Source organism: Pedococcus sp. 2YAF34, from assembly GCF_052114585.1.
Lineage (GTDB): Bacteria > Actinomycetota > Actinomycetes > Actinomycetales > Dermatophilaceae > Pedococcus.
Genome location: NZ_JBFRFA010000002.1, coordinates 153,088 through 172,358, shown reverse-complemented (window position 1 = coordinate 172,358; position 19,271 = coordinate 153,088). Strand labels below are relative to the sequence as shown.

The following is a 19,271-nucleotide window of genomic DNA, read 5'->3' as shown; positions in this document are numbered from 1 at the left end:
GGCTGCCTGACACCGCTGACCGGTAGACTGTGAGGTGAAATCGCGACCAGCTGGTCTCCAGACTGGTCGCGTGTCATGAGCAGGGTGCAGCGACGTGCCGGGGCCACCCCCGAGCGGCGTGCCCCACCGGAGAAGGAGCACCGTGTCCGAGTCTGACCAGACACCGCACGAGAGCACGCCCATCCCCGAGACCTCCGAGAACCTCACCGCCGAGCAGGCCGAGGCTGCCCGCCTGCGTGCCGAGGCCGAGCTCGCCGGGGTCCCCGAGGGTGTCGACTACGACGCGAGCGCGATCACCGTGCTCGAGGGGCTCGAGGCCGTGCGCAAGCGCCCGGGCATGTACATCGGGTCGACCGGTGAGCGGGGCCTGCACCACCTGGTCTGGGAGATCGTCGACAACTCCGTCGACGAGGCGCTCGCCGGCTACGCCGACACCATCGACGTCACCCTCCTCGCCGACGGCGGCGTGCGCGTGACCGACAACGGCCGCGGCATCCCCACGGGCATGAACGACGCGTACGGCGTGTCCACCGTCGAGCTCGTGCTCACCCAGCTGCACGCCGGCGGCAAGTTCGGTGGCGGCGGCTACAAGGTGTCCGGTGGCCTGCACGGCGTGGGCTCCTCGGTCGTCAACGCCCTGTCGACCCGGCTCGACGCCGAGGTCTGCCAGAAGGGCCACGCCTTCCGGATGTCCTTCGACCACGGTGTCGCCACGGCGCCGCTGGAGCAGATGGAGGCCTCGGACCGCACCGGCACCACGATCACGTTCTGGGCGGACGGCGACATCTTCGAGACCACCCAGTACGACTTCGAGACGATCCGCGCGCGGTTCCAGCAGATGGCGTTCCTCAACAAGGGCCTGACCATCAACCTCGTCGACGAGCGCGTCCAGGAGACCGAGGCCGAGGAGGCCGAGACGGTCGACGCCGCGGAGAAGAAGCCGCGGCAGGTCAGCTACACCTACGCCAACGGCCTGGTCGACTACGTCACCCACCTGGTCGGGTCCAAGAAGGCCGAGCCGGTCCACGCGGAGATCATCTCGATCGAGTCCGAGGACACCGAGCGCCAGCTCAGCCTCGAGCTCGCGATGCAGTGGACCACCGCCTACTCCGAGTCGGTCCACACCTACGCCAACACCATCAACACCCACGAGGGCGGCACCCACGAGGAGGGCTTCCGCGCGGCGATGACCAAGCTCATCAACGACTTCGCGCGCAAGCAGAACATCCTCAAGGACAAGGACGACAACCTCACCGGCGACGACATCCGCGAGGGCCTGACCGCCGTCGTGTCGGTCAAGCTCGGCGAGCCGCAGTTCGAGGGCCAGACCAAGACCAAGCTCGGCAACTCCGAGGTCAAGGGGTTCGTCCAGCGCGCCATGACCGACGAGTTCGGCCACTGGCTGGAGGCGCACCCCAGCGAGGGGCGCGACATCGTCCGCAAGTCGGTGCAGGCGGCCGCCGCCCGCATGGCGGCGCGCAAGGCCCGCGAGGCCACCCGTCGCAAGGGCCTGCTCGAGTCCGGTGGCCTGCCGGGCAAGCTGCGTGACTGCCAGAGCAAGGACCCCTCGATCTCCGAGGTGTTCATCGTCGAGGGTGACTCCGCCGGCGGCTCGGCCGTGCGTGGTCGCAACCCGCACAACCAGGCGATCCTCCCGATCCGCGGCAAGATCCTCAACGTCGAGAAGGCGCGCATCGACAAGGTGCTCGCCAACAACGAGGTCCAGGCGCTGATCTCGGCGTTCGGCACGGGCATCGGCGAGGACTTCGACAAGTCGAAGGCGCGCTACCACAAGATCGTGCTCATGGCCGACGCCGACGTCGACGGCCTGCACATCCGCACGCTGCTGCTGACGCTGCTCTTCCGGTTCATGCGCCCCCTCATCGAGGAGGGCTACGTCTACCTCGCGCAGCCGCCGCTCTACCGCCTCAAGTGGAGCAACCACGCCCACGAGTTCGCCTACTCCGACCGTGAGCGCGACGCCATGGTCCAGGCCGGGCAGTCCCAGGGCTGGCGCCTGCCGAAGGACGCGGGCATCCAGCGCTACAAGGGTCTCGGCGAGATGGACTACCAGGAGCTGTGGGAGACCACGATGGACCCCGACCACCGGGTGCTCCTGCAGGTGACCCTCGACGACGCCGCCGCGGCCGACGAGATCTTCGCCGTGCTGATGGGCGAGGACGTCGAGAGCCGTCGCGGCTTCATCCAGCGCAACGCGCGCGACGTCCGGTTCCTGGACATCTAGGCAGGGCCGGCGGGTTTCACGTGGAACCCGGCCCGCGCCACACCTCCGAATCGTTGAAGTGCTGATCTTCTGAAGTGCATTGAGGGACAAGGGAATTCATGACTGAGATACCGCCCGTCGAGTACGACCGGACCGAGGCGATCGACCTCAACGCGGAGATGCAGCGCAGCTACATCGACTACGCCATGACGGTCATCGTCAGCCGCGCGCTGCCCGATGTCCGTGACGGCCTCAAGCCGGTGCACCGCCGCGTCGTCTACGCCATGTACGACGGCGGGTACCGCCCCGACCGTGGCTACAACAAGTGCAGCCGCGTCGTCGGTGAGGTGATGGGCCAGTACCACCCGCACGGTGACTCCTCGATCTACGACGCCCTCGTCCGCCTCGTGCAGGACTGGTCGCTGCGCTACCCGCTCGTCGACGGGCAGGGCAACTTCGGCTCCCCGGGCGACGACCCGGCCGCCGCGCCGCGGTACACCGAGTGCCGGATGGCGCAGCTGGCCATGGAGATGGTCCGCGACATCCACGAGGACACCGTCGACTTCCGCGACAACTACGACGGCAAGACACAGGAGCCGTCCGTCCTGCCGAGCCGCTTCCCCAACCTGCTCGTCAACGGCAGCTCCGGCATCGCCGTCGGCATGGCGACCAACATCCCGCCGCACAACCTGCGTGAGGTCGCCGACGCCGCCCAGTGGTACCTCGCCAACCCCGAGGCCGACCGTGAGCAGTTCCTCGACGCGGTCCTGGCCCGCATCTCCGGCCCCGACTTCCCCACGGGCGCGCTCATCCTCGGCCGCAAGGGCATCGAGGACGCCTACCGCACCGGGCGAGGCTCGGTCATCATGCGCGCGGTCGTGGAGGTCGAGGAGATCCAGGGCCGGCAGTGCCTCGTCGTCACCGAGCTGCCCTACCAGGTCAACCCCGACACGCTGGCCCAGAAGATCGCCGAGCTGACCAAGGAGGGTCGCCTGTCGGGCATCGCCGACATCCGCGACGAGACCTCCGGCCGCACCGGCCAGCGCCTGGTCATCGTGCTCAAGCGCGACGCCGTGGCCAAGGTCGTGCTCAACAACCTCTACAAGCACACCCAGCTGCAGACCAACTTCGGCGCCAACATGCTGGCCCTGGTCGACGGCGTGCCGCGCACGCTGCCGATCGACGCGTTCATCCGCCACTGGGTCGAGCACCAGGTCGAGGTCATCCAGCGCCGGACGCGGTTCCGCCTGCGCAAGGCCGAGAACGAGATCCACATCCTGCGTGGCCTGCTCAAGGCGCTCGACGCCCTCGACGAGGTCATCGCCCTCATCCGCCGGTCGCAGACCGTGGAGGCGGCGCGTGACGGCCTCATCGAGCTGTTGGAGATCGACGAGATCCAGGCCCGCGCCATCCTCGAGATGCAGCTGCGCCGACTGGCCGCCCTCGAGCGCCAGAAGATCATCGACGAGCACGACCGCCTCGAGGCGCTCATCAAGGACTACGAGGACATCCTCGCCAAGCCCGAGCGCCAACGGAACATCGTGTCCGAGGAGCTCGGTGAGCTCGTCGACAAGTACGGCGACGACCGCCGCACCCGGATCGAGCTCATCGACGGCGACATGTCGATGGAGGACCTCATCCCCGAGGAGGACGTGGTCGTCACCATCACGCGCGGCGGCTACGCCAAGCGCACCCGCGTCGACGCGTACCGGTCGCAGGGCCGTGGCGGCAAGGGCGTCCGCGGCGCATCCCTGCGCGGTGACGACATGGTCGACCACTTCTTCACCACGACGTCCCACCACTGGCTGCTCTTCTTCACCAACCTGGGTCGGGTCTACCGGGTCAAGGCCTACGAGCTGCCCGACTCCGGTCGTGACGCCAAGGGCCAGCACGTCGCCAACCTGCTCGCGTTCCAGCCGGACGAGAAGATCGCCCAGGTCCTCGACGTCCGCGACTACGAGCAGCAGCCCTACCTCGTGCTGGCGACCAAGAACGGCCTGGTCAAGAAGACGCGTCTCGCCGACTACGACTCCCCCCGCAGCGGTGGCCTGATCGCGGTCAACCTGCGCGACGGCGACGAGCTCGTGGCCGCCGACCTCGCCTCGCAGACCGACGACCTGCTGCTCGTCTCGCGCAAGGCCCAGTCGGTGCGCTTCCACGCCACCGACGAGCAGCTGCGCCCGATGGGCCGCGCCACCAGTGGCGTGACCGGTATGCGGTTCCGCGGCGACGACTCGCTGCTGTCGCTCAGCGTCATCCACGAGGGCGAGGACCCCGACGTGTTCGTGGTCTTCGAGAACGGCATGGCCAAGCGCAGCCCGTCCTCTGACTGGAACGCCAAGGGCCGTGGTGGCCTGGGGGTCGCGGTCGCGAAGATCACCGAGCGCAACGGCGACCTCGTCGGTGCCCTGACGGTCGACGAGGACGACGAGGTGTTGGTCATCTTCGAGAAGGGCAACATCGTCCGGTCGCGCGTCGACGGGGTCCGCCTCACGGGCCGCAACACCATGGGTGTGCAGTTCGCCAAGGCGGGCAAGGGCGACTCGGTCGTGGCGGTGGCCAGGAACCCCGAGCGTTCCGAGGATGAGAGCGACCTGAGCACGGACGGGAGTGCCGCAGGCGACTCAGCGGTCACCGATGCCGTACCGTCGTCTGTGAACGAGCAGGTCGTCGACGGCGCTGAGGGTGATCAGACTCCCCCGGCCCCCGAGGCGACCGAGACCGACTCCACCGGAGGTAACGAGTGAGCACGGCAGGCCACACGAGCACGTCGTCGCGTCCGGGAGGACCGGAGGCTGGGCGGATGAACCGCGGCGCCGAGCAGGTCGGCACGGTTCGCCCGGGAGCCCCCGCGCGCCCGGCCGGGGCCGCCGCCGCCGCCGGCCGCGCCCGTCGGGTCAAGCTCACCGTCTCGCGGGTCGACCCCTGGTCGGCGATGAAGATGTCGTTCCTCATCTCCGTGGCCCTCGGCATCGCCGGCGTGGTCATGGTCGCCGTGCTCTGGATGATCCTGTCGGGCATGGGGGTCTTCTCCGAGGTCAACCGCCTGGTGGGCACGATCTTCAACGACAGCGAGAACCCGTTCGACATCATGGACTTCCTCGGCTTCGGTCGGGTGCTGTCCCTGAGCATCGTCATCGGGGTCATCGACGTCATCCTGCTGACCGCCCTGTCGACCCTCGGCGCGTTCCTCTACAACATCTGCTCGGCCCTCGTGGGCGGCCTCCAGCTGACACTCACCGACGACTGAGAAGCGGCCCCGCGCCGTACCTCGACCGCCCGTCCTCCGACTCCGGAGGGCGGGCGGTATCCGTTTTGGTGGGCAGCCCTACCGTCATGTAACCTCGGGTCTCGCGCCACCCACCGGTGGCGCAGCGGAGATTGGGCTCACGGGCCTATAGCTCAGACGGTTAGAGCGCTTCCCTGATAAGGAAGAGGCCACAGGTTCAAGTCCTGTTAGGCCCACCAATCCCGATCCCCGCGGGTTCTCTGCGAGGGAAGGCGGACCACCGATGAAGAAGCTCCTGTTCCTCGTCGTGACCGCAGTCGGCGCTGCCGCGATCCAGAAGAAGCTCAAGGCCCAGCAGGCCGAGAAGGACCTCTGGGCCCAGGCGACCGACTCCCCTTCCTGACACAGGAACCTGGGGTCGACTCCCCACTCGGGGGCCATGGCGCAATTGGTAGCGCACCTGCTTTGCAAGCAGGGGGTTAGGGGTTCGAGTCCCCTTGGCTCCACCAGTTCTCGACAGGCCCTCCCCGTCAGCGGCGAGGGCCTTTTGCTGCTCGAGACGGTCAGGGAGCGAGCAGGGCGAGGGGCACGCGGCAGCTGACGCCGACGTCGTTGAGCCGGTCCAACAACGGGGTCCCCTCGACGGTGGGCAGCCGCATCGGCCTGGGGTGACCGGCGGCGAGCGAGCGGGCGTAGTCGTCCCGCGCCGTGACGAGCCGTTGCCAGTCCTCGACCCAGCGGGAGCTTGGCGGGTCGGACGCGAGGACGGACGGACCCAACGAGCGCAGGGCGACGACCATCTCGGTGACGGCGTCGTTCTGGGCGTTGATCGCCCCGACCCGCTGCTGGATCGACGCCGAGGTGCCCACGGCTGCGGCTGCCGTCGCGTCACGCATGGCGGCGCAGTGCGAGGTGGCCGTCCGGACGATCGCAGACCGCTCGATGACGGCAGGGTTGTCGACGTGGGCGAACGACCAGAGCTGCAGGAGCACGACCGCGACCACCCCGCCGGCGACGACGACCGCCACACGGGCGGCCCAGACCCGCCATCGCGCGCCGGAGCCGCCCACGGGTGGGGCTACCCGTCGACCTCGACGGTCGGCGCGCCGGCGGCGTTGGTCTGGACCGACTTGATGCCGTTCTCGGCCGCGGCCTTGGACTCGTACGCCTCACCCGTCGCGATGACCTGGCCGTTGCTGGCCTTGAGGCGGAAGCGGTACTTCCCGGCCTTGTCCTTGTAGAGCTCGAACTTCCCTGCCATGACGCACCTCCGTGAGTGGACCCGCCAGAACGCTTGGCAGCCTAGGGGCGGTGATCCGCCTCGTACAGAGCCGTTGGTGGGAGAAGCTGGCCAGCCCTACGCGGTGGTGCGCTGCTCGGCGAGGCGCTTCAGGGAGGTCATGGCGTCGAGCGTCTGCTTCGGCAGCTGGCGCTTGATGACCGGCCCGAAGGCACGGCCGAAGCCCTTGGTGGCGATGTCGATGGTGTGGGTCAGGGTCGTCCCCACCCCGTCGGAGGCCGCGACGAAGTCGACGGTGACGTCCATCATCCGGTCGGTGAACTTCATGGCGAAGTGACGGTCGGGCTCGCGGGCGACGATCTGTCCGTCCATGACACCGGTGCGCCGGCCGTCGGTGTAGTGGTAGCGAAGCCGGGTGCCGACGTCGTTGGTCCCCGGGTCGAGCTTGTCGATGCCGGTGCACCGGGACAGCCACGTCGGCGTCTGGCTCACGTCGTCGACGATGGCGAAGATCGCAGAGGGTGGAGCGCTGACGGAGAGGGTGTGGGCGAAGCGAGGCATGACATCTCCGAACGCCGGGGAGCGGGGGTGGGCACACCGTACTCCCGGCCGCGAGGTCGAGGGACCGCTTCGCGACGGGGCTCAGGGACCGGTCCGGGACACCTCGAGCGCGACGGACAGGCTGGGTGGGGCCGGGAGCGGGCGACGTGGTTCACGGACGCCGGTCGGGCCGCCGTCGGACCCCGGCCCGGACCCGGACCACAGGCCGACGAAGCGGCGACCGCGGAGACGACGGTGCCGGTACACGGCGTACACGGCCGTGTCGCCGCGCCCCGGGGTCATGGCCCGGACCCGGGCGACCGCCTCGCTCGCGTCGCCGGCGGCCACCCGGCACGTGCCCCGGCCCCGCCCGCGCGAGTCGCGCTGAGTCACCTCGAACGTCCTCATCCCGCAAGGGTGCTCTCGTGGTGGCGGTGGTGACAAGACCCGGCGCAGCGCAGCCGGGACCACCCTCGCCTACGCTGGCTCCGGCCGCCGCGACGACAGGAGAGCGCATGCCATCGCCACAGCCCGACGCCCAGGACGTGCGTCGCCTGGTGCCCCGCACCGACGCCGTCCTGGCCGACCCGGAGGTGCAGGCGGCGGTGGCTCGCCTGGGGCGCGACACGGTGCGAGCAGCGGTGAACGGGGCCCAGGGACGGGCGAGGGCAGGAGAGATCGCCCCCGACGAGGTCGTCGAGGCGGCCCTCGTCGCCCTCCCCGCTCGCGCGACCACGCTGACCCCGGTCATCAACGCGACTGGTGTCGTCATCCACACCAACCTGGGCCGCGCGCCCCTGTCGGCGGCAGCGGTCGAGGCGATGACCGCTGCAGCAGGCACCGTCGACGTCGAGCTGGACCTGCACACCGGCAAGCGATCGAAGCGAGGTCGCGGGACCATCGCGGCGCTCCTCGAGGTGGTCCCGGAGGCAGGCGGTGCCCTCGTCGTCAACAACGGCGCCGCGGCACTCGTGCTCGCGACGACCGCCCTGGCGGCTGGTCGCGAGGTCGTCGTCAGCCGCGGCGAGATGGTCGAGATCGGTGACGGGTTCCGGCTCCCCGACCTCATCGCCAGCACCGGTGCCCGCCTGCGCGAGGTCGGCACGACGAACCGGACCACGCTGGCCGACTACGCCGCCGCCGTGGGTCCCGACACCGGCTGCATCCTCAAGGTCCACCCCAGCAACTTCCGGGTCGAGGGGTTCACGGCGTCCGCGTCGGTCGCCGACCTCGCCGGGCTCGGCGTCCCGGTCGTGCACGACATCGGCAGTGGCCTGCTGAGGCCGCACCCGCTGCTGCCCGACGAGCCGGACGCCGCGTCGGCGCTCGCGGAGGGTGCAGCCATCGTGACCTGCAGCGGCGACAAGCTGCTCGGCGGTCCACAGGCCGGCCTCGTCCTCGGCGACGCCGCCACGGTGGAGACGCTGCGCCGGCACCCCCTCGCCCGGGCGCTGCGCGCAGACAAGACCACCTTGGCCGGGCTCGAGGCCACCGTGCGCGGGCCCCGTCCGCCCGTCTGGGACGCCCTCGAGGCCGACCCGGACCGGCTTCGCGCGCGGTGCGCCGCGCTGGTCGCCACCCTGCCGACCGGGTCGGGGGCAACGGTGGTGGCCGCTGACGGCGTCGTCGGTGGCGGCGGTGCCCCCGGGAGACCCCTGCCCGGCTGGGCCGTGGCCCTACCCGAGGCGTGTGCCGAGCTGCTGCGCGGGCTGGACGAGCCGGTGCTCGCGCGGGTCGAGCGCGGCCGGTGCCTCGTCGACCCGCGCTGCGTCCCCGAGTCCCTCGACAGGACACTCACCGAGGCCGTGCGCGAGGTACTCGGCCGCCTCGCCTGAGCGCGGCGCCGAGCCCGGCGGAGCGCACCCGGGCCAGTGCATCAGACGGTGATCGTCCCACCCTCGAACGTGCAGGTGAGCTTGCCGTCCACGGTCGTGGTGTCGGTGATGGGGTAGCCGTAGCTGCCGGCGGCCCCGCCCTGCGCCTTCCACTCGGTGAGCACCGCACCGAGCACCCGGAAGGGCTTGTCGAGGGCCCACAGCTCACCTTGCTGGAAGTCCTGGTGCCAGCCGCCGCGGACCTGTCCGGAGACCCGGTTGCCCTTGGGGTACCCGAGCTCGCCGGTCTCGCGGCCACCGGCGACCCACGAGGTGAGGGCGTCGCCGTAGATGCACTTGGTGGACGTGCTGGCCGAGTCGATGACGATGCCGCGCTGGAACTCCTGGCGCCAGCCGCCGTCCGTCATGCCGGAGATGCGGTTGGTCGTCGGGTAGCCGAGGACGCCGGTCTCGCGTCCGGTGCCCTTCCACGCCGTGAACGCGTCGCCGTAGATCGTCTTGACCGGCGTGCTCGCCGAGTCGACGACGACGCCGCGCTGGAACTCCTGGCGCCAGCCGCCGTCCGTCATGCCGGAGATCCGGTTGGTCGTCGGGTAGCCGAGGAGACCGCTCTCGCGTCCGGTGCCGGTCCACTGCGTGTACGCCGTGCCGTAGACGATCTTCGTCGTGGTGTCCGGGGAGTCGGTGATGGCGCCGTGCTCGTAGGTCTGGACCCAGCCGCCGTTGACGCGCCCGGTCAGCCAGTCGCTCGTGGGGTACCCGAGCAGGCCACGGGGGCCGTCGACGGACGCCCACACCGACTTCACCGAGTTGGGCACGCCGTGCGCCCCCGTCGTCTTGGTGTGGTAGATCGAGCCGCCCTGGTAGACGACGTAGGTGCCACGGCCGTCGCCCACGAGGACCCCGGGCGTGGTGGAGGCCTTGAGGTAGGAGCCCTGCGCGCCCATGTCGCGTTCCTTCTGGGAGATCGCCCCCCAGCCGGGCAGGCACGGCGCGCTGTGCTCGGCGGTGCGGTCGTCCACCAGCGAGGTGGTGGTGCAGGAGGCCCACTTGTACGGCGCGACGCAGCTCACCACGCGGCAGTGGACGCCGCCGCTGCACTTGACCTGGGTGTTGCACTGTCCGTAGCGGAACGCGTTGCAGCACACGCGTCGCTGGTCGCAGGTCCGGCTCGACCCGGTCCCGCACGAGCAGCTCCAGCACTTGCTGTCGCAGATGCCGTCGGTGCAGCCGGTCGAGCACTTCGAGCACGACGCGTTGCAGTCGACGATGTAGCGGTAGCCCGCACCGCACCACGAGGAGTCGGCGGCCTTCCACCAGCCAGCGGCGAAGCTGCCGGGCGGGCAGGCGTTGACACCCTTGTTGACCGTGCAGCAGAACACGGTCCAGCCGCTGCTGGCGGTGTTGCCGGGGCCGCAGATCGTGGCGTAGGCCGGCTGCGGGCGCAGGACGTAGTTCTTGGGGCTGGTGGCCAGGGCCGACCCGGCGACGGCGGCACCGACGAACAGGTCTCGGCGGGAGACGGGCCGCAGCCGGCGCGACAATGAGGACACGAAGCCGGCCATCCCCCCGGGTCCGGCGTTGAGGTCGTCGAGGGTGCTCACGGGTGGCCTCCCAGTCGGGCCAGCGTCGCCCGGTCGGTGATGCGCAGCGAGTTGACGAGCGTCATGGCCCGCGGGACGGACGCCATGCGCCGGGCATGGCTGCCGAGCACGGTGAACAGGCAGAACGCCCGGCCGCCGTGGCTGAAGAACTGCTGGCTGGCGCTCATGCCGGGCAGCGGCCGCTGGAGCCGGTTCGGCGCGAAGTGCGACGGGGCGAGCCGGGGCAGTCCCTGCTTCTCGAACAACCCCTGGTCGGCGACCTCGGACCCGTAGTCGACCAGCGCCACGAACACGTCGTCCGGCCCGAGCAGGTCGACGACCCCGGTCCCGAAGTCTCCGCGGAGCTCGGGCAGCGGCCGGGTGCAGGCGTGCAGCACCGGTCGGGTGACGTCCTGGTCCTCGACCACCCCTCTCGCGCGGGCGTCCGGCGCCACAGGAGTCGCCCCGGGGCGCCGGGTCACGGCGACGTGCCACCCCCGCGGCGCGTCGGCCTTGAGGCCGTAGGTGTCTGCCATCTGCTCAGCTCCCAACTGCGACGGCCAGGAGCGCGGCTGCCGCGACCCCCAGCGTCACCCTAGCGACGATTCGTGCGGATCTGGCCCATCTCTCGACGCGGCCGAAGACGGTGTGCAGGGCGGCGCGGTCGGCCACACCACCCATGAGGAGCGACGGCAGGGCCCGGACGACCCCGAAGGTGGCCCCGATCGCCAGCCCCACGCGCAGGTCGCCACCGAGCGCGGCGAGGAGCACGACGGCGTACGTCGTGGCACTGGTGATGATCGTGACGAGGCCGAACCCGAGCTGCGCACCGAAGCCCACGCCGTACACCCAGCCGCGGTAGCGGATGAGCCACTGCTCGTCGACCTGCCGCCGCCACGACGGCAGGTCGAGCCGGCCACGCTGGGAGTCGAGGCCCAGCCCCACGAGGAGCAGCACGGTGACGAGGGCCAGCGACCACGACGAGCTGCGTACCGGGTCGGGCACGAGGCCGCCGAGCAGCGAGGCGAGGGCGCCGAGGGCGAGTCCCCCGACGGCCGAGCCGAGGAGGTATGCCGCGGTGGTCACCCACCAGCGGGAGGCGCGGGCCCGCTCACCGAGCGGGCTGATGCTGGACAGCATCGACTCGCCTCAAGGGGACCAGGTCGCCCGCACGGCCGCGACGGTGGCCATGGGCAGGCCGAGCGCGAGCGCGAGGGTGGCGAGGGACACGGGACCGGTCAGTGCTGGTGGTGGTCGGACGCCGAGGCGTGCTCGTGCTCATGGTCGTGACCGTGGGCGTGCCCATCGTGCGCTTGCTCGTCGTGGTGGTGCGCGTGGTCGTGACCGTGCTCGTCGGTCGCAGGACCGGCGAGGTCGGGCGAGGTGTACAGGCTCGGGTCGCCCGGGCGGATCCCAGCCGCGAGCAGCTCGTCATCCATGCGCGGCACGCTGTCGCGCTCCCCGCGGCCCAGGGCCTCGCCGACCAGCTGGCCCGGACCGGTGCGCCCAGCAGCGGCGCGGGCGTCCTCGCTGTCGGAGACGCCCTGGGCCATGAGGTCGCGCACCTGCGGCCAGGTGGTCGCCGACCCCTCGCCGGTGACGCGGCCGTCCTCGACGTAGACGAAGTAGGGCGAGCCGGGGATGTCGTAGTCGACCCACGCCGCCGAGGACTGCACGACCGGGACGTCGCCGGCCAGGGAGCGCAGGCTGGGGACGGACTCCTCCTCCAGGCCCTTGGCCACGACCTGCAGGCGACCGTTGCCGGGCACGTCGACCCCCTGCTGGAACTCCTCCCAGAAGGTCTGGCAGACGCTGCAGCCGCTGGTGAGGAACGCGAGCAGCGTGCGCGAGCCGGGGGTGGTCACGGTCACCGAGCGCTCGGCGCGCTCGAGGTCGGTGCCGACGATGTCGTGCGCGCGGGTCGAGTCCTTGCGGGTGGCGGGGACGACGCCGTTCTCGAGCTCCACCGGGACGGGGCCCGGGGACCCACCCGTGGTGGCCGTCGTGACGCCGGTGCCCGCGTCCTCCTCGAGCTCGAGGCCGGCGCCGAGCTCGTGCAGGGCCTTGAGGATGAGCGCGTGGCTGCGCAGGAGACCGAGGACCAGGACGCCGAGCAGGATGACGGCGACCCCTTCGGCGATGACGGCGGCGAGCATGGTTCAGCCCTTCGAACGGGTGCGGGTGGCGCTGCGGACCGCGGCGGCGGTGGTGGTGGGCAGGACGGCCATGGCCATCCAGGCGAGGAAGCCGATGAGGACGGCCAGCCCCGCGGTGGTGACCAGGGCCCCGGTGCCGGCGGTCGCGCCCCAGGGGTCGGCCGGCGGCGCGCCGGCGACCGCAGCCGCGACGAGGGCGGCCACGGCGGTCAGGGCCACGTGGGTGCGGCTCGGTGGGGTGTCGGGCTTGCCGAAGCAGCCGCACGACCCGAGGACGCCGCCCCGGGCGAGGACGAGGACGACGAAGGCGGTGAAGACCAGGTATGCCGCCGCGACCAGCACCGCGACCACGCGACCGGGGGCGACCACCGCCCACGCGCCCACGACGACCTCGGCCACGGCGAAGGCGCGTACGAGGAGGGCGCCGGGAGCGGGGCGCACGCTGAGGCCGGCGCTGCGCAGGGCCCGGACGAGGGGGGCGGGGTCAGCGACCTTCGGGACCCCGGCCAGCACGAGCAGCCCCGCCGCGGCGAGGTACGGTCCGGCCAGCGCGTCCCACATGTCGCCACACGCTACCTGCCGTCAACGCACACCCCGTGCCACCGCGACACGACCGGTCCCCTGTCGACTCGACGAGTGCCACCGCGACACGACCCGTGCCCTGTCGACACGACAGAAGGGCACCGGCGCGTCCGGGTGGACGCAGCGGTGCCCTTCCGGGGACTGCCGTCAGAGCAGGTCAGTCGAGCTTGTCCTTGGTGTCCTCGGCCTGGTCGGCCACGGTGTTCGCGGCGTCCGCGGTGGCATCGGCAGCGGTGCCGGCGGCGTGCTTGCCCTGCGAGGTGGCCTTGTCCTTGGCGTCGGCGGCGACGGAGGTCGCCTTGTCCTTGGCGTCGGAAGCCTTGTCCTTGACGACCTCGGCCGCACCGGCTGCCTTGTCCTTGGCGACGTCGGCGAGGTGGGAGACCTTGTCGCCCGTCGTCGAGGCGCGGCCTGAGGACGGCGCCGTGTAGGGGTCGTCGAGCGGGGTGGCCCACGGGTCCTCGCGCGGCGCGGACTTGCGGAACGCTGCGACGGCGGCACCGATGGCGGCCAGGACGCCGAGACCGATGAGGAACTTGCCCTTGCGGCCGGACTTCTTGGCGACGGCGTCACCCTTGAGGACGGCGAACGCCCCGCCGGAGCGGTCGGCGGTCTCGCCGGCGACGTCGCTCGCGGTGGACTTGGCGGCCGCCGACGCGGCAGCCACGGCCGCGATGGCCTCGGCCACCTTCGGCAGCAGGGTGTCGACGATGGTGTCGCGCGCGGTGTCGACCTTGGGGGCCAGCCCCTCGACAGCGCCCTGCAGCTTGGGGGCGGCGACCTCGATGCCGTGGTCCACGTGCGGCTTGGCCCAGTCGCGGGCAGCCTCCACGTGGGGCTTGCTCCAGTCCTTCGCGTGGCCGGCGCGCTCGCGGGCGACCTCGGCCGCCGGGGAGACGCGCTCCTTGAGCGTGGCGGCGTAGTCGGCGGCGGTGTGCGCTGCCGTGGACGCGGTCGAGCTCACGGCCTCGGCGGCCTGTTCGGACTTGCTCTTGGTGCGGAACACCCGTGCCTCCCTGATTGTGCAGACATGGTCATGCGGAACGTCGGACGCTTCTCGTCACCCATCCTGCCCTGTTTCGGCTGGTGGGCAAGCCAGCGGGGTGCCTGCGAGCGGCCCCTGGAGACCCTTCGTGGAAGGATGAGCGCCATGGACGTCACCCTCAAGACCAACCACGGCGACATCAACGTCACCCTGTTCCCCGACCATGCCCCGAAGACCGTCAAGAACTTCGTCGGCCTCGCCAGCGGTGAGCAGGAGTACCGCGACGACGCGGGTCGCACCAACCCCACGCCGTTCTTCGACGGCCTGACCTTCCACCGGATCATCCCCGGCTTCATGATCCAGGGCGGCTGCCCGCTCGGACAGGGCGTCGGTGGCCCCGGCTACACGTTCGACGACGAGATCAGCCCCGACAAGGACTTCACCAAGCCCTACATGCTCGCCATGGCCAACGCCGGCAAGCGCATGGGCAAGGGCACCAACGGGTCGCAGTTCTTCATCACCGTCGGCCCCACCACCTGGCTGCAGGGCAAGCACACCATCTTCGGTGAGGTCGCCGACGGCCCGAGCCGCGAGGTCGTCGACAAGATCGCGGTCGTGCGCACCGGTGCGAACGACAAGCCGGTCGAGGACGTTGTCATCGAGTCGGTCGTCGTCAACGACTGACCGGCCCGACTGACCGGCACGACCGACCGGCCGGCGACGACCGTCGCCGGCCGACGATGACCCGACCACCCGAAGGCAGGACCCGCCCGTGAGCGAGCCCAGCGCACCACCCCAGCAGCAGGCCCCGCCGGTCTGCCCGCGCCACCCCGACCGGGTGTCGTACGTGCGGTGCCAGCGGTGCCACCGGCCGGTGTGCCCGGAGTGCCAGCGCCCGGCGGCCGTCGGCGTCCAGTGCGTGGACTGTGTCCGCGAGCAGGCGCGGACGGTCCGCTCGGCGACCACCGTCTTCGGGGGTCGGGTCACCGACACCCCCCGGGTGTCCTACGCGATCATCGGGATCTGCGTCCTGGTCTACGTGCTGCAGACCATCACGCCCGGACTCACCCGCGACATCTGGTTCGTGCCGGTCCTCGGGGAGTCCGAGCCCTGGCGCTTCCTGACCTCGGCCTTCGCCCACGGCTCGGTCACGCACATCCTGTTCAACATGCTGGCCCTGTGGATGGTCGGCGCCCAGTACCTCGAGCGCCTCCTCGGCGCCGCCCGGTACGCCGCGGTGTACCTCGTGAGCGCGGTCGGCGGCTCGGTCGCCTACCTGCTCATGTCCTCGCCGCCGAGCAACGACTTCGCCACGCGGAGCATGTGGCTCACGCCCGCGGTCGGTGCGTCGGGCGCCGTCTTCGGCCTGTTCGGCGCGCTGCTCGTGCTCAACCGCCACCTCGGCCGGTCGTCGGCGGGCATGTACGCGACGATCGGCATCAACGCCGTCATCGGCTTCGTCGTCCCCAACGTCGCCTGGCAGGCCCACCTCGGGGGCCTGGTCACGGGCGCGGCGCTCGCGGCCGTGATCGCCTGGACGACCCCGCGCGAACGGCGCCGGTGGCAGTGGCCGGGAGTGGCTGCCGTCGTGGTGGTGCTCGTGCTCCTGTCCGTCGCGAAGTACGCGGTGTCGCCGAGCTTCGTGCTCGTCGGCTGACGCCTGTGGACGGACGGTAGCCCGACCGGACTACGCCGCCTGACGTAGGCCCGCCTCAGCAGAATTCCGTATTACACGCCTGTCATTCTGTCCCCAGCTGTGCACAAACCTGTGGACAACCCGATGTGGACAGGCTGTGGACAACCTCTCTCCCGCCGACGCATGAGGACGAGGACCCGCAGCGGCACGATGAGGTCGCCGCCTGCACCTGCCACGCTTCACGGGTCGGGCAGCGTGGTCCCGGCCCGTGTCAGATCGGAGAGAGCTCACCGATGAGCAGACTGTGTGCGAAGTTCCAGGCCCGGGTTGCCGAGCGGGGGGCCACGGCCGTGGAGTACGGCCTCATGATCGCGCTGATCGCGCTGATCATCCTCGCGGCGGTGGCCCTGCTGGGCGACAGCCTGTCCGGCCTCTTCTCCAAGACCGCAAGCAGCGTCTGACGAGGTCGTCCCCTGGCGACAGCCGTACGCCGTTCCCCCCTGACGGCGTGACCTCCCGGACGCGACGAGGCGCCCCTCTCGAGCCAGGCTCGTCGGGGGCGCCTCGGTTCGTCGGCGTCAGGTGGACGTCACCACCGGTGCCCGGTCAGCGCCAGCGCGTCGTCATCGCGAAGCCGGACAGCATCAGGCCGAAGCCGATGCCGAGGTTCCAGCGCCCGATGGCCTCGATGGGGAACCGCTGGCTGGTGATGTAGAAGACGACGATCCATAGCAGGCCGACCACCATCAGGGTCAGCATGACCGGCACGAACCACGGGGGGTTGCCGATCTTCGGCTTCGCAGGCTTGGTGGGCGGGGTGTAGGCGCGCTTGGCGCGGCCCTTGGACTCCGGCACGGAAACACTCCTTGCATGCGGACGGCATCGAGCCGCCGGGACGTTTGGCATAGCGTAGTGCCATGGCAGACCAGCGGCTGACGTGGTTGACGCGCCGGCCCACCGGGTGGTCGGCCGCTGTTCCGCTGGTCGCCCTCGGCGCCGGGCTGCTGTTCGCCACGAGCGCGGCGACCGCCAAGGGCACCGACCTGAGGTCCTCGACCAGCGACGTCCCCGGGCTCATCCGCGAGCAGACCCGCCAGAACGCCATCGCCGCCCAGCGCGTGGCGAGCCTGCGCGCCGACGTCGACCGGCTCTCGGCGCTGCAGGCCCCCGGCGACCGGAGGGTCACCCAGCTCACCGCCGACGCCGACGCGCTCAAGCTGTCCGCCGGCACGCAGGGTGTCTCCGGCCCGACGGTGCGGGTCTCGATGACCGACGCCAAGACCGTGCCGGACACCCTGCCCGACGGGTTCACCGTCGACGACTACGTCGTGCACCAGCAGGACGTGCAGGCAGTGGTCAACGCGCTGTGGCGGGGAGGCGCCGAGGCGATGATGCTCATGGACCAGCGGATCATCTCCACCAGCGCCGTCCGCTGCGTCGGCAACACCCTGATCCTCCAGGGACGGGTCTACTCCCCGCCCTACGTCATCACCGCGATCGGTAACCCCGACGACCTGCAGGCGGCGCTCGACGCGAGCCCGACGGTCGGCATCTACAAGCAGTGGGTGGACGCGGTCGGCCTCGGCTACGACGTGACCACCGGACGTGAGACGTTCCCGGCGTATGCCGGTTCCATCAACCTGCAGGACGCGAGGGCGGCGAAGTGAAGGCAGTGCGTTGGGTCCTCGGCATCGGCGGGGACCTGTTCGTCACGGCAGGGCTGCTGCTCCTGCTCTTCGTCGGCTGGCAGCTGTGGTGGACCGACGTCACCGCCAACCGCGTCCAGGACAACACCGTCTCCACGCTGACCCGTGACTTCGCCGCCGGCCCGAAGGGCGGCTCCGGGCCCGCGGCCACGGAGACACCGTCGAAGGTGCCGTTCGGGAGGGCGTTCGCGATCGTGCGCATCCCGCGGTTCGGCGCCGACTACGCGCGCCCGATCCTCGAGGGCACCTCGCGCGACATCCTCATGGACGGCGTGGGCCACTACACGGGCACGGCGACGCCGGGCGCGGTCGGCAACTTCGCCGTCGCCGGCCACCGCACGACGTACGGCCGTCCCTTCCACGACATCGACACCCTCCGCCCGGGTGACAAGGTCGTGGTCGAGACCAAGACGGCGTTCCACGTGTACGTCGTGAAGCGGCACGTCATCGTCGACCCGACCGACGTCGACGTGATCGCCCCCGTGCCCGAGCAGCCGGGCAAGCAGCCCACGCAGCGCTGGCTGACGATGACCGCGTGCCACCCGAAGTACAGCGCGGCGCAGCGGTACGTCGTGTTCGCCGAGCTCGACAGGTCCTACCCCCGCGCGAAGGGGCTGCCGGCCGGCACCCTGGCGTCACCGAAAGGCAGGTAGCGCATGATCTACGCCGCCATCTGGCGCGCCCTGCCCGGTCCCCTCGCGGTGCGGGTGCTGCTCGCGCTCGTGCTGGTCCTGGCCGTGGTCGCCTTCTGCTTCCTGTGGCTGTTCCCGCACGTCGCACCGCTGATGCCCTTCAACGACAACACGGTCGACCCGTCGACGGGCGCCTCCGCCCTGGTGGCGCCGGGGGTCCGGCGATGACGCGCATCCTCGTCGTCGACAACTACGACAGCTTCGTCTTCACCATCGTCGGCTACCTCCAGCAGCTCGGTGCCGACACCGTCGTCGCGCGCAACGACGCGGTGTCGCCGGCCGACGGCGCCGAGTTCGACGGTGTCCTGGTCTCCCCCGGACCGGGGACGCCGGAGGGCGCCGGGGTGTCGATGGCCATGATCGAGGCCTGCGCCGGGCGCGTCCAGCCCATGCTCGGGGTGTGCTTGGGCCACCAGGCCCTCGGCGTCGTCTGCGGCGCCACCGTGGGCCGGGCCCCCGAGCTGCTGCACGGGAAGACCTCGCGGGTGCTCCACGACGACAGCGGGGTGCTCGAGGGACTGGCCAGCCCGTTCACCGCGACCCGTTACCACTCGCTGACGATCGACCCGCCGACCCTGCCCGAGACGCTGGTCGCCAACGGGCACACCGAGTCGGGCATCGTCATGGCCGTCCGCCACCGCGACCTGCCGCTGCACGGGGTGCAGTTTCACCCCGAGAGCGTGCTGACCGAGGGCGGTCACCGGATCCTCGCGAACTGGCTGCTCCTGTGCGGCCTCGCCGACGCCGTCGAGCGGTCGGCCGGCCTCAGCCCGCTGGTCCGCGACGCCGAGGGCGTCGCCCGGGCGGTCGCCGCACCGTAGGGGGTCAGCCTGACCCCGGCGTACCCACGGACTCGGCGGACG

General features: G+C 71.1%; 23 protein-coding genes and 2 tRNA genes. 14 read left to right on the top strand and 11 right to left on the bottom strand.

Annotated elements, in window-relative coordinates; all coding sequences use genetic code 11:
• Nucleotides 1-232: 232 nt before the first annotated feature.
• The 6 genes from gyrB to AB4Z02_RS02115 all read left to right on the top strand — a co-directional run bounded on the left by gyrB (nucleotide 233) and on the right by AB4Z02_RS02115 (nucleotide 5,962).
• Entirely contained in the window at nucleotides 233-2,245 is a 2,013-nt protein-coding gene (gene gyrB, locus AB4Z02_RS02140; RefSeq protein ID WP_056883219.1) for a DNA topoisomerase (ATP-hydrolyzing) subunit B, read from the top strand.
• 98 nt (nucleotides 2,246-2,343) lie between these two features.
• Nucleotides 2,344-4,971 carry a DNA gyrase subunit A gene (gene gyrA / locus AB4Z02_RS02135; RefSeq protein WP_056882802.1) on the top strand — a complete coding sequence of 876 codons (2,628 nt, stop codon included), beginning with the start codon at nucleotides 2,344-2,346 and terminating at the stop codon, nucleotides 4,969-4,971.
• 56 nt (nucleotides 4,972-5,027) lie between these two features.
• Nucleotides 5,028-5,474 carry a DUF3566 domain-containing protein gene (locus AB4Z02_RS02130; RefSeq protein WP_056882803.1) on the top strand — a complete coding sequence of 149 codons (447 nt, stop codon included), beginning with the start codon at nucleotides 5,028-5,030 and terminating at the stop codon, nucleotides 5,472-5,474.
• 141 nt (nucleotides 5,475-5,615) lie between these two features.
• Nucleotides 5,616-5,692 (top strand) — tRNA-Ile (locus tag AB4Z02_RS02125).
• Nucleotides 5,693-5,736: 44 nt separating this feature from the next.
• The gene (locus tag AB4Z02_RS02120; protein ID WP_235531349.1) at nucleotides 5,737-5,856 is read left to right on the top strand and encodes a DLW-39 family protein; all 120 of its coding nucleotides are present in this window, start codon (nucleotides 5,737-5,739) and stop codon (nucleotides 5,854-5,856) included.
• Between the two features lie 30 nt (nucleotides 5,857-5,886).
• Nucleotides 5,887-5,962, top strand: a tRNA-Ala gene (locus tag AB4Z02_RS02115).
• A gap of 54 nt (nucleotides 5,963-6,016) precedes the next feature.
• Here the strand turns inward: AB4Z02_RS02115 and AB4Z02_RS02110 are convergent.
• The 4 genes from AB4Z02_RS02110 to AB4Z02_RS02095 form a co-directional block, all read right to left on the bottom strand.
• A complete protein-coding gene (locus tag AB4Z02_RS02110) occupies nucleotides 6,017-6,481 on the bottom strand; it encodes a hypothetical protein (protein WP_441968954.1) in 465 nt (154 codons plus the stop codon).
• Between the two features lie 50 nt (nucleotides 6,482-6,531).
• Nucleotides 6,532-6,714, bottom strand: a complete 183-nt coding sequence (locus AB4Z02_RS02105; RefSeq protein ID WP_056882805.1) for a YegP family protein — start codon at nucleotides 6,712-6,714, stop codon at nucleotides 6,532-6,534.
• 96 nt (nucleotides 6,715-6,810) lie between these two features.
• Nucleotides 6,811-7,254 carry an SRPBCC family protein gene (locus AB4Z02_RS02100; RefSeq protein ID WP_441968952.1) on the bottom strand — a complete coding sequence of 148 codons (444 nt, stop codon included), beginning with the start codon at nucleotides 7,252-7,254 and terminating at the stop codon, nucleotides 6,811-6,813.
• Between the two features lie 81 nt (nucleotides 7,255-7,335).
• A complete protein-coding gene (locus AB4Z02_RS02095; RefSeq protein WP_441968950.1) occupies nucleotides 7,336-7,641 on the bottom strand; it encodes a hypothetical protein in 306 nt (101 codons plus the stop codon).
• Between the two features lie 107 nt (nucleotides 7,642-7,748).
• Here AB4Z02_RS02095 and selA point away from each other — a divergent pair, with 107 nt between their 5' ends.
• Nucleotides 7,749-9,068 (top strand): L-seryl-tRNA(Sec) selenium transferase, encoded by a 1,320-nt coding sequence (selA, locus tag AB4Z02_RS02090; protein WP_441968948.1) that lies wholly within the window; start codon nucleotides 7,749-7,751, stop codon nucleotides 9,066-9,068.
• A 41-nt stretch (nucleotides 9,069-9,109) separates the two neighbouring features.
• Here the strand turns inward: selA and AB4Z02_RS02085 are convergent, their stop codons facing one another.
• The 6 genes from AB4Z02_RS02085 to AB4Z02_RS02060 form a co-directional block, all read right to left on the bottom strand.
• Nucleotides 9,110-10,672: an LGFP repeat-containing protein gene (locus tag AB4Z02_RS02085; protein ID WP_441968946.1), complete on the bottom strand. Its 1,563-nt coding sequence runs from the start codon at nucleotides 10,670-10,672 to the stop codon at nucleotides 9,110-9,112.
• Entirely contained in the window at nucleotides 10,669-11,187 is a 519-nt protein-coding gene (locus tag AB4Z02_RS02080; RefSeq protein ID WP_441968944.1) for a hypothetical protein, read from the bottom strand. The genes AB4Z02_RS02085 and AB4Z02_RS02080 overlap by 4 nt, the downstream gene beginning before the upstream one ends.
• Before the next feature lie 4 nt (nucleotides 11,188-11,191).
• The gene (locus tag AB4Z02_RS02075; protein WP_441968942.1) at nucleotides 11,192-11,791 is read right to left on the bottom strand and encodes a hypothetical protein; all 600 of its coding nucleotides are present in this window, start codon (nucleotides 11,789-11,791) and stop codon (nucleotides 11,192-11,194) included.
• A gap of 98 nt (nucleotides 11,792-11,889) precedes the next feature.
• Nucleotides 11,890-12,807 carry a hypothetical protein gene (locus AB4Z02_RS02070; protein WP_441968940.1) on the bottom strand — a complete coding sequence of 306 codons (918 nt, stop codon included), beginning with the start codon at nucleotides 12,805-12,807 and terminating at the stop codon, nucleotides 11,890-11,892.
• Between the two features lie 3 nt (nucleotides 12,808-12,810).
• Nucleotides 12,811-13,368 carry a MauE/DoxX family redox-associated membrane protein gene (locus AB4Z02_RS02065; RefSeq protein ID WP_441968938.1) on the bottom strand — a complete coding sequence of 186 codons (558 nt, stop codon included), beginning with the start codon at nucleotides 13,366-13,368 and terminating at the stop codon, nucleotides 12,811-12,813.
• Nucleotides 13,369-13,546: 178 nt separating this feature from the next.
• On the bottom strand, nucleotides 13,547-14,395 hold the full coding sequence (locus AB4Z02_RS02060) for a hypothetical protein (protein ID WP_056882814.1): 849 nt from the start codon (nucleotides 14,393-14,395) through the stop codon (nucleotides 13,547-13,549).
• A 144-nt stretch (nucleotides 14,396-14,539) separates the two neighbouring features.
• On the opposite strand from AB4Z02_RS02060, the gene AB4Z02_RS02055 reads away from it, so the two are divergent.
• The 3 genes from AB4Z02_RS02055 to AB4Z02_RS02045 all read left to right on the top strand — a co-directional run bounded on the left by AB4Z02_RS02055 (nucleotide 14,540) and on the right by AB4Z02_RS02045 (nucleotide 16,471).
• Nucleotides 14,540-15,058, top strand: a complete 519-nt coding sequence (locus AB4Z02_RS02055; protein WP_441968936.1) for a peptidylprolyl isomerase — start codon at nucleotides 14,540-14,542, stop codon at nucleotides 15,056-15,058.
• An 88-nt stretch (nucleotides 15,059-15,146) separates the two neighbouring features.
• Nucleotides 15,147-16,031: a rhomboid family intramembrane serine protease gene (locus tag AB4Z02_RS02050; protein ID WP_441968934.1), complete on the top strand. Its 885-nt coding sequence runs from the start codon at nucleotides 15,147-15,149 to the stop codon at nucleotides 16,029-16,031.
• 272 nt (nucleotides 16,032-16,303) lie between these two features.
• Nucleotides 16,304-16,471 carry a Flp family type IVb pilin gene (locus AB4Z02_RS02045; RefSeq protein ID WP_056883220.1) on the top strand — a complete coding sequence of 56 codons (168 nt, stop codon included), beginning with the start codon at nucleotides 16,304-16,306 and terminating at the stop codon, nucleotides 16,469-16,471.
• Nucleotides 16,472-16,616: 145 nt separating this feature from the next.
• On the opposite strand, the gene AB4Z02_RS02040 is transcribed toward AB4Z02_RS02045, so the two are convergent.
• Nucleotides 16,617-16,865 carry a cell division protein CrgA gene (locus tag AB4Z02_RS02040; protein WP_056882817.1) on the bottom strand — a complete coding sequence of 83 codons (249 nt, stop codon included), beginning with the start codon at nucleotides 16,863-16,865 and terminating at the stop codon, nucleotides 16,617-16,619.
• 62 nt (nucleotides 16,866-16,927) lie between these two features.
• Between AB4Z02_RS02040 and AB4Z02_RS02035 the strand changes: the two genes are divergently transcribed.
• The 4 genes from AB4Z02_RS02035 to AB4Z02_RS02020 are packed head-to-tail and all read left to right on the top strand — an operon-like array spanning nucleotide 16,928 to nucleotide 19,229.
• Nucleotides 16,928-17,677, top strand: coding sequence for a DUF881 domain-containing protein (locus AB4Z02_RS02035; protein WP_441968931.1), 750 nt, complete (start codon nucleotides 16,928-16,930; stop codon nucleotides 17,675-17,677).
• Nucleotides 17,674-18,369, top strand: a complete 696-nt coding sequence (locus AB4Z02_RS02030; RefSeq protein ID WP_441968929.1) for a class E sortase — start codon at nucleotides 17,674-17,676, stop codon at nucleotides 18,367-18,369. Before AB4Z02_RS02035 ends, AB4Z02_RS02030 begins: the two co-directional genes overlap by 4 nt.
• A gap of 3 nt (nucleotides 18,370-18,372) precedes the next feature.
• Nucleotides 18,373-18,576 carry a hypothetical protein gene (locus AB4Z02_RS02025; RefSeq protein ID WP_369818873.1) on the top strand — a complete coding sequence of 68 codons (204 nt, stop codon included), beginning with the start codon at nucleotides 18,373-18,375 and terminating at the stop codon, nucleotides 18,574-18,576.
• Entirely contained in the window at nucleotides 18,573-19,229 is a 657-nt protein-coding gene (locus AB4Z02_RS02020; RefSeq protein WP_441968927.1) for an aminodeoxychorismate/anthranilate synthase component II, read from the top strand. Before AB4Z02_RS02025 ends, AB4Z02_RS02020 begins: the two co-directional genes overlap by 4 nt.
• Nucleotides 19,230-19,271 lie beyond the last annotated feature (42 nt).